Consider the following 12,998-nt stretch of genomic DNA (forward strand, 5'->3'; position numbering starts at 1 on the left):
TACTAATGAAGATAAAGTCATCCGAACCATTTGTTCCTCTGCGGAGCAATCCATTTTCGGGATGTTATAGTCACTGATGAAAGTCGCTGTATCTTCACTCCCCCGAATCGTTTCAGGTGAAGTTATCGAATCCGAACCACAACATGAATTCGACTGCGTAGAACACGGCTGGTTACTACCGCAAGTATCTTTTTCATCAGAGTTAGCTCCTTGCTGTAACTCATTACCACAACAAGAGCTTTTACTTACTTCAGTAGCTGAATCTTTACCTTTACAAGAATCTGTTTCTGATTCATTTTGTTTTTGCTTGGTATCGTCGCAAGAACTTTCTTTATTACAACCGCAACCACTCATTGATGTGCCTATAGTCATATCTTTACTTATTGCATATTAAAATCCCTATAGCTACTATAGAGTCAAGCTAGTTTTTGTTGATTACCATGTTCTTAAAAATAGGTGAGTTATCTGAGAAAACCTCTTGTTCAGTATTAACAATCAGGTTCTATGAAAAAGAAGGTTTAATCCCACCACCCGAAAGAAATCAGGGTAACTATCGACTGTATTCTGAAAACTATATTGATAGATTAAAATTTATTGTCAATTGTCGAACATTGAACATGAATCTTAGTGAAATCAAGAAATTATTAACTTATAAAGATACGCCTGCCCAAAATTGTTCTGAAGTAAACGAACTTATTGATTCTCATATTAGAGATGTACAAGATAGTATTAAAAACCAACAGAAACTCATCGAGCAGTTGTTAGAAATTCGGAAAACCTGTGACGGTTTATGTACTGCTGATAAATGTGGCGTATTAAAAAATTTAGCTTGAGCTAGTTGCTAAGGGAACCTAAAAGTTCCCTTAGCTATTAATTTAGTGCTTTAACACTACGAGCTAACTCTTGTCCCATTGTCGTTACACCCAATAAAGCACCACATTGGTGAGGCTCCTCTTTCTCATTTGAATTATAAAACTCCTCAACAATATCCAGCCCCTCCTCACCTCCCACCTCAAAGCTGGCATTGCCATAACCTTGTCGTGCCACATGATCCAAAGCCTCCTGATAAAACCCTGCTGCCTTGCTCTGTTCATCGATCTGTTTGGCTGACGTAATTGCCTCCTGCAAATTCACACCATCACGTAAAGTTAAATCCACGTAATAGATCGGGGTACGGTAGCTTTGAGTGGTACTCTTTCCTCTTAGCGTTAGTTGCAATGGTAAACATGAAAGCAAGTCACCCGATGCCGCATGATAGTAACGAAGCCGTGCTGCCAAGGTACGAATGCTATTAAAGCCTGTGGTTCTAAAGATGAATGTGCCAAACTCATCCGATTCATCTAGATTCACATACAGCCGTCCGTAGGGTTTACACAGTCCACCTTGCGCCAATGGACATAAATCAGGTGATGGACATGGATGTTGTTCAATACCGTTTTGTCCGAGTCGCTGACAAGTTTCTCCATTGCCTGAGCAGATTAAACGCCCTGTTTGTCGGTCAAATAAGCTGTACTCTGCCCGTAGGTTCAACTCAGGATCATTAAAAATCATACGAACTGGAATGCTTCTCAGCTTTTGGTTTTGATTAGGTGCTTTGGCACGTAGTTGCTCATCCAGTGGATGTTTCACCCATCCATCCTTGTTTTGGATTTGGCTGGTAATGGTAAACTGGTCATCTTTTTCAGGGAGTCGTTTGCCATTCTTTTCGACAATTTTGCCAATACTGATACGTCCTAAAACGGGTGGTGTAATTGCGAGACCTTTAATCATGGTGATTGTCCTTATTACAAATTTAGGGAATGAAAAATAGATTGATGTGGTAGAAGCAGATCAAGACAGGTGGTTTATGCCGTTGCAGAATAAACATTAAATCGTCTGCTACCCTGACGGGATTGTGGGTACTGTTGCAGTAATTCAGGCTGTGCCTGTAACAATGCCTTTTGATCCAGTACCACACTGTCTTTGGATTTTTTCCATGTCACAGTACCATTGGAAAAGATGGCTTTCTCTGCATCTTTCATGAGTGCCTGAATCCGATGCTTGAGATAGTCATACTTGGTTTGATGGTCGGTGAGTTGTTTTTCCTCATGCAACAGATCTGTAAACAGTTGATCAACACCCTCCAATGTGGAGAAATCAACGGACTGTAAAGGGATATGTTGAGGGTAAAGTAATTGCAGGGCTTTGGCGGCTGATTCACTGGCATCAACACTCGGTGGTATGTCATTTTCCACACAGCTCCAGAATATCCGTTCAGAAGTCATGATTTGGTCTATCACAATTTCATTGCGTTCAACCTTAAAAATCTTGGCTTCATGCCCACAGATCAAGGCACAAATATGCGCTGCCTGTTTGCCTGTCACTGCCAGTTGGTGCTGTACCTGAATAATCACGTATAAAGGCACACCATCACGCCAGAGTTTGGTTCCCCATTCCCCCACTGATTTACACTCCAATATCTGTACTTCATCACAGCCTACAACGGCATAGTCCAGATTCGCCAGCATAAAGTGTTTGTCAGGATCAGGATGCTGTAACACTGCATTGACCTTACGCACTTTATGACCTGTCTTGTGCTGGTAATAATTGGCAATCAGAGGTTCAAGCTGATTGCCCCAATATAAGGGTGAATAACTGTTTTGGGTGGGTTGATCAGGCTGTGTCTGCATCCGACCTGTTTTAATCATCCATAGTTCCAGCATACTCATGTGGGGATTAAGCCCACAGGCTGCTGCGGCATCACTACTGCCAATCCCCTGTTTTCTGACTTGTAGCCATTGTTCACGGCTCATACCTTTGGTTTTAGCAAGACGTTTGGCATGGGAACGGTGTGGTTTAGCAGATTGTGGGAGTGATGCTAAATATGCTGAGGCTGTGGATTTACTGGTTTGTGGTTCAACAATATGGTTCATTAGATACTCCATGTCTGTAAAAATTAAAATTGCGGCATAAAAAAAGCCACATCAGGGCGATGTGGCAAAAGGGAGTTTTGGGTAGAGGGAAACTTAGGATTTAAGCAATGGGTATATTCCTTAGGCTAATTTGATTAGCTTTAAATCCAGCCAAAGTTAGACCACCATTCTGAGTGCCTGTTCCAGACCTCGCTGTTTCATGGCTGCACCTGTACCAAACCATGCTGAATCCAGTCGGTGATCGGTACTCATGGCTCGACGTTCGTGATCGACAAACTCTGTGATGCTACACAGCAAGCCATAGGCTGTCCCTTGGGCTGAACTGAGTTCTGCACCCCGTCCCTGACCATTAAACATATCCATGACTTTAGACATGGCTCGTCCATTCGGTTCAGTTTTATTGGTTGCAGCGTTTTGGGCTTCATTTGCCACATTGCGGTAGAACTGGATAATGTTGTCATCCTGTTCAGCAATGCTGAGACTGGTATTGTTAAATACCGCATCAAAATAGGCTGCCGCTTCCTGCTGGGTGACTTTACGCTGACTCAGTTGTTTCATTTCATACATATGCTCATCCCATGCACGAACGGAAATACCCAGTTGCTGTTTGACCTTTTCCGCATCAAATCGGGTACTGTGTGGAACTTTCACTACGCCTGCACTGCTACTGCCATTACGTAAGGCAATCGCCAAAGTGTTATTACACACCACACGGATAGAGGTAAATTGTGCTGTGGTTGCCAGTGTTCCATCACAGGCTGTTGCGAGAAGAATATAGCCATTGCTGACATCCTTACCTTTGAGAGTGGTGCTTTGTCCTGTCCGTGCCAATGCCCAGAATTTCTTGCCACCTTTCAATACGCCTGCGGTTTCCAGTTCAAAGCCTGATTGTTCGGTCAGATCACGATAAAACTCAAGGATTTCTTTGGGCTGAACTTCCTGAAAACGCTGGCTGACTACCGATAAAGGTGCATGGGTATCAGAACGGTATAAAACACGCTGTTCCTCATAAGGAAGAATAATAGATTGTCCCCGATCATTCTTTGCCATATAACTGACATTGGATGATTCAATACGCCAATCCATGCCTGCCTGCTGTGCCCAGACTTCAATCGGTTGATGTGGACTGAGTTGATTACCCAGACCATGCCACGGGGTTTCACCGACATACGCCATTTGTTCAAGTTGATGTGCCATGATAATTTCCTCCTGTCCCTAGTTGAAATTGTGCTGACAATTGTTGCAATGGAAATAAGCGATAGGCTGCTGTAGCTGTGAGGGTTGAACCAGACTGTCAATCAGGCCACCCACCACTGCACCCGCCAATCCTCCCAATAAGGGTGAAAATGGTGTAGGTAAACTTTTGGCAAGGCTCGCACCAATCCCTGCACCTGCCATCGAAGAGAAACTGTTATTGCCTGATGGCTGTGTGGTGGCGCGGCTGATATTGGCTGAATAGCAATATGGACATGTAATATTCATAAGATAAACCTCATTAAATGAAAAAAGGCTTACCGATGGGCAAGCCTATGTTTTTGAATGTAAGGGAAAAAGAAAACATTCAATCTTCATGTAAATGATGTATATCTGTGATTTTTTGGGATCAACGTTGTGACATACCAAAGGTCTTCATCTTCTTGGTGGCTTTAATCCTGAGATATTGTTCTTTCTTGGGTCGGGCTAAATATAATAAAACCGCACGCATCCTGTCCACTTGGTACTTTAAATTACTGTAAATAATGCCAATCCCAACCATTCCATTTTCTTCATATTGCTTTAAATAACGACGATCATGGCAGTTAAAATAACATCCATCTCCATCTGTAATATCTTGCCATAATTCACCCATATCATTCGCAATCTTCCATGCCCTTATACGATCTCGTTCATCAAAAATAAATACAACATGGTAATGATAGCCTTTGCTCTTACTGCCTTGTTCCAAAGCCCATACCAGTAGTAATACATCATCTCCATATTTAGAGCGGTTTACTTTTCTAAGGAAACGCTCCAGATCATCTTGTACTCTCTGGATATTAACATTGGTGATATAACTTAACTCGATACTGACAACCAATAGAGCTTTATAGCTTTTGGTTAATTCAGTCAATCGCCCATCTAGGTTTTCAGCATGTAGGCTTTCATTATAACGGTGTTGTCGTCTTTCGTTTAAATGAGCACTTTTCATTGTATTGAAATATCTTTGCCATTCATCAAATGATCTGCGCTTTAAACATCTCAATAAGTCTGTTGGTGAATCTAAATCAAGATGATACTCATATAATAAATTACAAAATAACTGCAATAAACTTGAATAACTAAAATCAGGATTATAGACTTGATCAAAATCAAGGAGTAATTCACAAAAGTTTTTATAAAAAGAGCGAGGCTGTCTTGTTGCATATAAACTGGATTTTATAAAATCTTCTATCTCAATAGATAGATTTGCTTCACATATTTTACTTGATGAGGTGTTTTCAAACTTCATGGTCACTTACCTATAGTTTAGAACTATATGAAGTGACAATTATTTTAATAATTAAATTTAAGATTAGAGATTATTAAATTAAGTTCTTTTAATGAATAGTTTAATAAGTTGATTATATATTTATAAACAAAGTCATTACACATAACTAAAAAATCAAATTAAAATATATTAAAGCACCATCCAAACACAATAATATCAAGGCTTTTAGCATAGTCAGCCTTAAAATAAAACAAGATAAATCCAGTTAAAGTTATCCGATGGTAAATATATCAAAAATCTGGTATCATTCATCAGTATTCTTTTATTGTCTCGCCAATATTAGAGACCTATTATTGTGGTTATCTACAATATCTGGTCGTGAACTATTGCAGAAACGCCTTTTGTATAACTTCAATTTTGTCACTTCCATCATCTGAATGACAAAGCCAAATGATACAGGATTTCGTGATGTGTCATTGGAGGTAGTGGGTACAAAATTGTGCTTTGGCATGCTCTCTATGGGCTATAAAAAAATTATTAAAAAATCACGCTAAATCGTGGGAAAACATACAGAAAAACTCGTTGAAACTCATACTCACCTTTAATAAAGTTTATATAAATCTTAGTAAAGGAAAGCACCATGAGCTACACATCACGCAATGATGATCTAATCAAACTGGTTAAAGAGTTGAATACAGAAGATAGTGTCTGGTTACTTCATGTGATCAATAAGGACGCTATTGAGTTTGAATCACGCATGGATATAGAGGATGAACATGATCCACAATTAATGGATAAGGACATTGATAAATTAAACTCAATCAAAGACCTTAATGAGTTGAAAAGCCATTTAATTTATGAGCTAAAGGATAAAACAGAGACTACTTCTGAAATTTTCATGGACTTGATTAACAGTTATAAAGAATCGCTCATGATTAGAAGTCGTGATTTTTCAAAATATAAAACAGATAGGCGATTATTGAGTTTTGCACTTTATAAAATATCATTTGATAATCGTGATATTTATCGCCAAAACCAATCTATCGCAAACACCTATGTTCGATTCCTTTATATTATTTTCACCTATAGAAAATATTATAGAAGCAGTCGAGAACTTGAACGAATAGAAAGAAAGCATAGCGAAATTATTAGTGCAAAATCTTTGCACTTTAAAAATTATGATCATCCTGAGTTCTATAAATGGGCAAAAACTTACATCGACAAAAATACATCAGACTTTAGGGATTTTAATCAGATCGAATTTACGCCTTTACAAGATGCTGACTTTGGCATTTGGGTTAATTCAATTTTTGATATTATGTACTATGCAAATCAACATGCTTATATCAACTTAAAGAAACAATTGTCTAATGCTTGGTATCAAAAATCTTATCAAAAAAATAGGAAAGGAAGAGAACATCATTATTTCCTAACAGATAAAACGAAAAAATTACTAATAATACTTGCAGCAAAACATAAGAAAACTGAAGATAGAATGATTGAACATTTAATTAATAAATGTGCAATTGAGGAAGGTATCATTATAAATGAAAAATACTTATATTCCGTTTAACAATTAGTTTTGCATAATTCCACTTAGGGTTGTATTAATATTTCAATACAACCCAACTAATTATTTAAAAGTTTAATGACATTCTCATCCTGTCATAAAAACTATATAAATCAATATAGCGTGAATGTAAAGTTCTGTTCTTTAATTCAAAACCATATTTCAATATTTCTTCTAGTGCCTTATTATCACAAGGTTTCTTATGCCGTGACTTAACAGCTTGGTCATCATATAGCTCATAATACGTTGGGCTATCTGGGTTAAGCTCTTTAGAGTGAATTAAATACCAACAACCTATGAAGCCAATGCAGTCTGGAATTTTTTTTAAAAATGAGGTTTCGTGACCCAAAACCTCACTTAGGTTCACTATATATCGCCCTACATCTTTTTTATTATTTATATCAATATCTAATATACTGATAAAACCAAATTTTTCTTTAAGCTGCATTTTTTTTACTGACCGAATCGCTAAAAAAATACGCTCTATTTCTTCTAGTGAGTTATTTAAATCTATTTCTAATTTCTTATCTTTAAACTTTTTTTCAGTATCAAACTGTCTTTTTAAAATATCAAATTCAATAAACAACATTGATCTAATGAATGAATTTTCAAGAAAATCTTCATCTATTGTTGATAGATCACAGTCATACTGTTCAGTAGTAAGTATGCCCAAATCTATAAATCTTTTATATGCCACAATGGAAACATTGTCATAATCAAAATAAAGACTTTGTCTCACTACTTTAAAAATCGTTCCTTTATCTAACCTTAATTCTTGAAAATAGTTAAATAAATTCTTCATATCATCTAAAAATTCATCATCATAAAAATCATTTAATAAAACGTTATAAATGATTCTATCTAAAACATAATTGGATTTATCTAATTGTTCTTGTTCAATTGGGTCTTCTATTTCAAATGGAAGATTTAACATCATCTCAAGACCACATAATACATAGTGTTTATACAACTGCGCTATTTTTCCCTCATTTCGTCTAACTGAATTGATACGCTTAATTATAGCCGATAGATCAGCGTTGAAAGTATTTTTGGCATCATTAAAAGATGCAAGAGACTCAACATCCTGAATAAATAGGTAATCCATGATATTGAGTACAGCAGTTTGGGTATCGGTTATTCTTGGCATTTGCAAAAAAAAGTCCCCTTGTTTTTTGCATTTTTACATACCACATGCCGCATTACAATCCCCTCTGACAAAGCAACACAGAAAAGTGTCAGGCTGCACCTGCTGCATTTTTTTCGTCTTGCTTAGGTTTGTCTCAAATCAAATTTAATGGAGTCGCTATGAATCACCTAAACACAATCGATTATTTATTTTTACAGTTCCGATCAATCCATATCAAACTGGAGGACATCAGAACTGTGTATTACTCACATTTATGCCCAGAGAAAATGAAAGAAAAAGCTCGTCAGCAGCAATTGCCTTTCACATGCTTTCGGATTGATGAAGGCAGTCAAAAAGGTCATTTTTTTGTGGAGATACACGAATTGGCTAGAGCTATAGATGAAATTTATCTAAAAAATCATCAGAGCTTTAAATCAGCCGTGCAAAAATCAACCAAGCCTAAAGAATAATACACGGACGAGGGAGATTAAAATGTTAGAAGCTCGCTATCGTGTCAAGGATTTGGTGAATTATCCTGAACGTCCAGCAAAGGACTATGTAGATCGTAGTGGTCGCAGACGTCGGTTGTCTCATAAGCCTGCAACCAAAGGCTTGCTGAATGTTGCGGAATCAACTTTCTGGAAGATGATCCGTCGGGGTGATTTTCCTGAACCGACATACTTAACCGCCAGTATGCCAACGTGGACGGAAAGCCAAATCAATGCTTGGCTTGAACAAAAGACATTGAAAGCTGCATAAATTGAAATAGCCTGTCTCACATGACAGGCTTTCTTCTTGCTGATTATCATATAGGCTCAAGCAGGGACTCCAAATAATCAGCCCATTCCTGCATCATCTCTTGGCGTTTATTCAGAAACTTGGTTCGGTTGTAAGCTGTACCATTGTTGTCTTTTACCTTATGCGCCAGTTGATGTTCAATAAAGTCCACACGCTGCTCCAGAATCTCATCCAGCATGGTACGTGCGGTTGCCCTCAATCCATGTGCAGTTTGCTGCCCACCATAGCCTAATCGTTTCAGAGCTGAATTGACTGTATTATCAGAAATACAGGTTTTACCATCCCGACCAACAAAGATATATTCACTATAAGGGTGTAGATCAATAATTGATTCAATCAAATCAAATGCCTGATCTGACAGGGGAACAATATGGAGCTGCTTGGTTTTACTGGCAGTAAATTTAAAACAGCGTTCTTGGGGATAGTAGTACTCTTTTTTAAGCTGACGTATCTCGCCAGGTCGCTGAAAGGTCAATACAGATATTTTTAAGGCAACCTGTGTACTCAGCAAACAGCGTGGATACAGGTTGGAGTAATTCCAGATTTTATTCAGCATAGGTGCTAAATCTTGTTCCTCTGTCACGGCTGCAAAATTCCCACCTTGCGGTTTAGGTAGGTCAATATCCTCAATCGGGTTATATTGAATCAGCTTCTTTTTACGTGCCGATTTAAAAATCTGGTTCAAGTCTGATTTAAGACGTTTGGCAACAGATAAAGCCCCACGATCAATAATCCGCTTAAAGACTTTAGCCTCAAGTATCTCAAGGGTAAGTTGTGGAAAGATTAAATTGCCAATATAAGGATAAACATCGTGCTTTAGGCGACGGATCGTTTCCTCATCCTGCTTTTGTTCCAATTCACGCTTATGCAACCATGCTTCTGCAACAATAATAAAGGTGTTTTCAGCTTCTTTCTGTTTTTGTGACTTAGTTTCAATCCGTTCCATTGCAGGGTCGATGCCTTGCTTAATCAGCTTCTTATATTCGTCACGGACAGTACGGGCATCATCTAACGAAACTTCTGGATAAGTACCTAGAGATAAATCGTTGCGTTTACCTAGAAAGGGGCGTGTATAGTTAAATATCCAGTATTTGCCACCACTCTGATCTACTCGTAAATACAAATTACCGCCATCTGACAGCTTATACATCTTGTCAGGATCAGGTTTGGCCTTTTTAACTTGTAAAGCACTGAGCTTACTGATTCCACGAGCAGTCATAATCTATAGACACAAAAAATGCAGTAAAATAAATTTTACTGCATTTTTTACTACTTTATAACTGCCGATTGGCGTAGTGCGTCACGGCTTGTTATATCGTACATTTCCAAATTTAACCTTATAAATCATTAACTTATATAGTGTTAAACAGTGTCAGAAACTTGAATTTGGCGGAAGCGGTGAGATTCGAACTCACGGAGGACTCACACCCTCGTCGGTTTTCAAGACCGGTGCATTAAACCGCTCTGCCACGCTTCCAATGGCGGCTATCATATAAATAAAAATTAGAATTGGCAAATCTTTTATTCAAAATAATCAATCAAATGCTCAAAATAAAATCAAAACAGTAAAAAATTAAGCATTTTCAGATTTTTCATAGCAAATTGAGTTGATATACCACACTTTTTTTCCTAATGGAGTAATGACTTCCACCTCATCATCCACCTCTTTGCTCAATAATGCACGTGCCATTGGAGACTCAATCGAAATATGCTGGGGATGATGATCATAAATTTCATCTATCCCCACAATCCGTAATTTCTTTTGCTCCCCGTCATCATTTTCAATCTCTACCCAAGCTCCAAAATAAACTTTGCCCTCTTGCTCAGGCATATAATCGACAATTTTTAATTCTTCTAAACGTTTTCCTAAATACCGGACACGACGATCTATTTTTCTAAGTATTTGTTTATTGTATTGGTAATCTGCATTTTCTGAACGATCCCCCAAACTTGCAGCCCAATTTACTTTTTTAGTAATTTCTGGTCGTTCGTCATGCCATAGTTTTTTTAATTCAGCAACCAGCAAGTCATGTCCATTACGTGTGATCAAGTTCGATTTCATATTTAAAAACGCTACAACAACAATCCATTTACAAGTTTTTGCATTGTATTCCTTATTTCAACATGACTAAAGTGTATAAATTTTATTCTTTTTCAAATCATGTGTTTGTGATGTATTTCTCATATTTTTACTGATCAAAATTTGACAAGCTCCTTTTTGACGCTTAAGATGCGCCCCTAAGTTAGTTTTTTGTTTATTTTATATACACTTTGTAAGTGATGTGAAACATTTTCATCATTTTTCCATTAACCCAATGTCATTTTGAATGGCGTCATGACTTGCCCACCCTTATTGAATTTATCAACTTTTAAAAGTTAAGGCTTTGTTTTGCTGAACTTTTTGGGCATAAATTACCTGTAGCGGAGACAACATGCACAGTAATTCAAGTTCTGGGTCGAGGCCTAGCCTTAACTCTTTATCTTCTAAACTTTCATTTCAAACGATGGTATTAGGAATTGCAATCCTTCCCTTTAATAGTTTGAACGCAGAAAAATCACATCAATACAAGACAGTTGTAACCACCAATACATTAACGGTAGTTGCTGTTGAAAACCCGACAAATGTATTTAAAGACGGGCAATTTTTGCATGGTTTTGGCTATGATTTAGCAAGAAATTATGCGCAGAGTTTAAATGTCAAACTCGATTTTAAAACGGTTCCTGATAATGCAACTGCGTTAAAATGGATTGCTCAAGGTAAAGCTAATCTTGCTATGACAACTGCAAATTTAGCAGCTATTGAAAGTAAACAACTTGTCTCTTTTTCTGCAAGTTGTGGTGATCAAGCTACTTTAAGTAAAAATGGATTAAATCCTCAACTCAATTGGGTACTTAAGCAAGCTGATGATCCGTTAACGCTCACTGCAAGTGGATTTGTTTGTCAAAGCAAACAGCTTGGTACAACCCAACAACTAGCTTCCTTTTATAATCGCAATGTGGTTAAACCTGAAGCATGGTCTACGATTCAAAAAGACCTGAACCAGCGTTTGCCAATTTATAAAGCAAGCTTTAAACAAAGCGCCTCTAAATATAATTTAGATTGGCATTTGCTCGCTGCTATTGGCTATCAAGAATCTTATCTTAAACCCACATCGGTTTCTCCCACTGGTGTACGCGGTTTGATGATGTTGACCAATAGCACCGCTCAAGCAATGGGTGTGAGCAACCGATCTGATCCGATACAAAGTATTCAAGGTGGTGCAAAATATTTTGATCTAATGCTAGATCAATTTTCGAATGTCCCTTATCCAGACCGTAATTGGTATGCTTTGGTTGCTTATAACATGGGACCAGGTGCAGTCAATCAGATCCAAAACCGAATCAAAACCCAAGGAAAAAACCCAAATCAATGGGTAAATTTATATGATTATTTACAGCGTAACCAAGCGCGAAATGGTCGATATAAACAAGCAGTTCAATACGTGACACGTATTCGAACTTACTTAGAACATTTAAAGACCAACAGTCGTATTGATGTCTAAGTTGAAAATAAAAAAGCTTACCGAGAGGTAAGCTTTTTTATGAGAAAAGGACTTAAGCAGTTTGCTCAAGTACTTTCTTGAATAAATCTTTTTGTTCTTGGCTTGGCTTCGCTGTTTGTAAAGCCATAAGTTGAGACATATCGCCTTGTACTTTGATTTTACCAGTCATAAACGCTTGCATCGCAGCAGCCATATCAAACTCTAAGAATACTTTACGTAATGTTTCAGCATCCATATTTAAAGTTGTTTTAGCATTTGCAGACAAACCTTTTTGGATTTTACCAGCATCTAAGGCCAATTCGGTATTACCAGCCGCATCTGTTACAACTAAGTTAATCGCTAAATTCGCAAGTGCTGGTGGTAAATTTAAATCACCCGCTTCAGCAGTAAGTTTTTCAACAGTTGCAAACCAATCATCAGTTAAAAATGCAGCCATGATTATTCCTCAAATATATTTGTTCAATTTCTTGTGTCATCTATCCAGACAACATTAAATGAAGCAATTTGCTTGTGCCCTGTTATAGCACGTAATTTTTATTTTAGGCTATGGCTTTTTGTACGAAGAATTCACTTTTTAGCTCTT

13 protein-coding genes, 1 tRNA gene and 2 pseudogenes are annotated in these 12,998 nt (G+C 37.6%); 5 read left to right on the forward strand and 11 right to left on the reverse strand.

Annotation, left to right across the window (positions count from 1 at the left end; genetic code table 11):
* A pseudogene (locus tag M5121_RS05340) lies at positions 1-354 on the reverse strand (cation transporter); the annotation flags it as partial.
* 86 nt (positions 355-440) lie between these two features.
* Here M5121_RS05340 and cadR point away from each other — a divergent pair.
* A complete protein-coding gene (gene cadR, locus M5121_RS05345; protein ID WP_018679538.1) occupies positions 441-833 on the forward strand; it encodes a Cd(II)/Pb(II)-responsive transcriptional regulator in 393 nt (130 codons plus the stop codon).
* Positions 834-965: 132 nt separating this feature from the next.
* Here cadR and M5121_RS05350 read toward each other — a convergent pair.
* The 5 genes and pseudogenes from M5121_RS05350 to M5121_RS05370 all read right to left on the reverse strand — a co-directional run.
* A pseudogene (locus M5121_RS05350) lies at positions 966-1,770 on the reverse strand (recombination directionality factor); the annotation flags it as partial.
* Between the two features lie 74 nt (positions 1,771-1,844).
* Positions 1,845-2,912: a YqaJ viral recombinase family nuclease gene (locus M5121_RS05355; RefSeq protein WP_249570566.1), complete on the reverse strand. Its 1,068-nt coding sequence runs from the start codon at positions 2,910-2,912 to the stop codon at positions 1,845-1,847.
* A gap of 156 nt (positions 2,913-3,068) precedes the next feature.
* Positions 3,069-4,109: a DUF932 domain-containing protein gene (locus M5121_RS05360; protein ID WP_249570567.1), complete on the reverse strand. Its 1,041-nt coding sequence runs from the start codon at positions 4,107-4,109 to the stop codon at positions 3,069-3,071.
* Positions 4,110-4,127: 18 nt separating this feature from the next.
* Positions 4,128-4,394, reverse strand: coding sequence for a hypothetical protein (locus M5121_RS05365; RefSeq protein WP_249570568.1), 267 nt, complete (start codon positions 4,392-4,394; stop codon positions 4,128-4,130).
* Positions 4,395-4,515: 121 nt separating this feature from the next.
* Complete coding sequence (locus M5121_RS05370) at positions 4,516-5,400, reverse strand: YagK/YfjJ domain-containing protein (protein WP_249570569.1); 885 nt, start codon at positions 5,398-5,400, stop codon at positions 4,516-4,518.
* 619 nt (positions 5,401-6,019) lie between these two features.
* Here M5121_RS05370 and M5121_RS05375 point away from each other — a divergent pair.
* A complete protein-coding gene (locus M5121_RS05375) occupies positions 6,020-6,952 on the forward strand; it encodes a hypothetical protein (protein WP_018679530.1) in 933 nt (310 codons plus the stop codon).
* A 64-nt stretch (positions 6,953-7,016) separates the two neighbouring features.
* On the opposite strand, the gene M5121_RS05380 is transcribed toward M5121_RS05375, so the two are convergent.
* The gene (locus tag M5121_RS05380; RefSeq protein ID WP_249570642.1) at positions 7,017-8,096 is read right to left on the reverse strand and encodes a hypothetical protein; all 1,080 of its coding nucleotides are present in this window, start codon (positions 8,094-8,096) and stop codon (positions 7,017-7,019) included.
* Between the two features lie 158 nt (positions 8,097-8,254).
* Here M5121_RS05380 and M5121_RS05385 point away from each other — a divergent pair, with 158 nt between their 5' ends.
* Both M5121_RS05385 and M5121_RS05390 read left to right on the forward strand, forming a co-directional pair.
* Entirely contained in the window at positions 8,255-8,545 is a 291-nt protein-coding gene (locus M5121_RS05385) for a pyocin activator PrtN family protein (RefSeq protein ID WP_018679528.1), read from the forward strand.
* Positions 8,546-8,567: 22 nt separating this feature from the next.
* Complete coding sequence (locus M5121_RS05390) at positions 8,568-8,834, forward strand: helix-turn-helix transcriptional regulator (protein WP_018679527.1); 267 nt, start codon at positions 8,568-8,570, stop codon at positions 8,832-8,834.
* Positions 8,835-8,880: 46 nt separating this feature from the next.
* Here the strand turns inward: M5121_RS05390 and M5121_RS05395 are convergent, their stop codons facing one another.
* The 3 genes from M5121_RS05395 to greB all read right to left on the reverse strand — a co-directional run bounded on the left by M5121_RS05395 (position 8,881) and on the right by greB (position 10,935).
* Entirely contained in the window at positions 8,881-10,092 is a 1,212-nt protein-coding gene (locus tag M5121_RS05395; protein WP_249570570.1) for a tyrosine-type recombinase/integrase, read from the reverse strand.
* Positions 10,093-10,260: 168 nt separating this feature from the next.
* Positions 10,261-10,350 (reverse strand) — tRNA-Ser (locus M5121_RS05400).
* A 96-nt stretch (positions 10,351-10,446) separates the two neighbouring features.
* Complete coding sequence (gene greB / locus M5121_RS05405; RefSeq protein WP_249570571.1) at positions 10,447-10,935, reverse strand: transcription elongation factor GreB; 489 nt, start codon at positions 10,933-10,935, stop codon at positions 10,447-10,449.
* A gap of 370 nt (positions 10,936-11,305) precedes the next feature.
* On the opposite strand from greB, the gene M5121_RS05410 reads away from it, so the two are divergent.
* Positions 11,306-12,415: a transglycosylase SLT domain-containing protein gene (locus tag M5121_RS05410; protein ID WP_087546597.1), complete on the forward strand. Its 1,110-nt coding sequence runs from the start codon at positions 11,306-11,308 to the stop codon at positions 12,413-12,415.
* A 52-nt stretch (positions 12,416-12,467) separates the two neighbouring features.
* On the opposite strand, the gene M5121_RS05415 is transcribed toward M5121_RS05410, so the two are convergent.
* The gene (locus M5121_RS05415) at positions 12,468-12,851 is read right to left on the reverse strand and encodes an SCP2 sterol-binding domain-containing protein (RefSeq protein ID WP_004660844.1); all 384 of its coding nucleotides are present in this window, start codon (positions 12,849-12,851) and stop codon (positions 12,468-12,470) included.
* Between the last annotated feature and the right edge of the window lie 147 nt (positions 12,852-12,998).

The sequence above is a fragment of the Acinetobacter sp. ANC5681 genome, assembly GCF_023488045.1.
Lineage (GTDB): Bacteria > Pseudomonadota > Gammaproteobacteria > Pseudomonadales > Moraxellaceae > Acinetobacter.

Coding starts and splice junctions, on each gene's coding strand:
- cadR (WP_018679538.1), top strand. CDS start 441: ATGTTCTTAAAAATAGGTGAGTTATCTGAGAAAACCTCTTGTTCAGTA.
- M5121_RS05355 (WP_249570566.1), bottom strand. CDS start 2,912: ATGAACCATATTGTTGAACCACAAACCAGTAAATCCACAGCCTCAGCA.
- M5121_RS05360 (WP_249570567.1), bottom strand. CDS start 4,109: ATGGCACATCAACTTGAACAAATGGCGTATGTCGGTGAAACCCCGTGG.
- M5121_RS05365 (WP_249570568.1), bottom strand. CDS start 4,394: ATGAATATTACATGTCCATATTGCTATTCAGCCAATATCAGCCGCGCC.
- M5121_RS05370 (WP_249570569.1), bottom strand. CDS start 5,400: ATGAAGTTTGAAAACACCTCATCAAGTAAAATATGTGAAGCAAATCTA.
- M5121_RS05375 (WP_018679530.1), top strand. CDS start 6,020: ATGAGCTACACATCACGCAATGATGATCTAATCAAACTGGTTAAAGAG.
- M5121_RS05380 (WP_249570642.1), bottom strand. CDS start 8,096: ATGCCAAGAATAACCGATACCCAAACTGCTGTACTCAATATCATGGAT.
- M5121_RS05385 (WP_018679528.1), top strand. CDS start 8,255: ATGAATCACCTAAACACAATCGATTATTTATTTTTACAGTTCCGATCA.
- M5121_RS05390 (WP_018679527.1), top strand. CDS start 8,568: ATGTTAGAAGCTCGCTATCGTGTCAAGGATTTGGTGAATTATCCTGAA.
- M5121_RS05395 (WP_249570570.1), bottom strand. CDS start 10,092: ATGACTGCTCGTGGAATCAGTAAGCTCAGTGCTTTACAAGTTAAAAAG.
- greB (WP_249570571.1), bottom strand. CDS start 10,935: ATGAAATCGAACTTGATCACACGTAATGGACATGACTTGCTGGTTGCT.
- M5121_RS05410 (WP_087546597.1), top strand. CDS start 11,306: ATGCACAGTAATTCAAGTTCTGGGTCGAGGCCTAGCCTTAACTCTTTA.
- M5121_RS05415 (WP_004660844.1), bottom strand. CDS start 12,851: ATGGCTGCATTTTTAACTGATGATTGGTTTGCAACTGTTGAAAAACTT.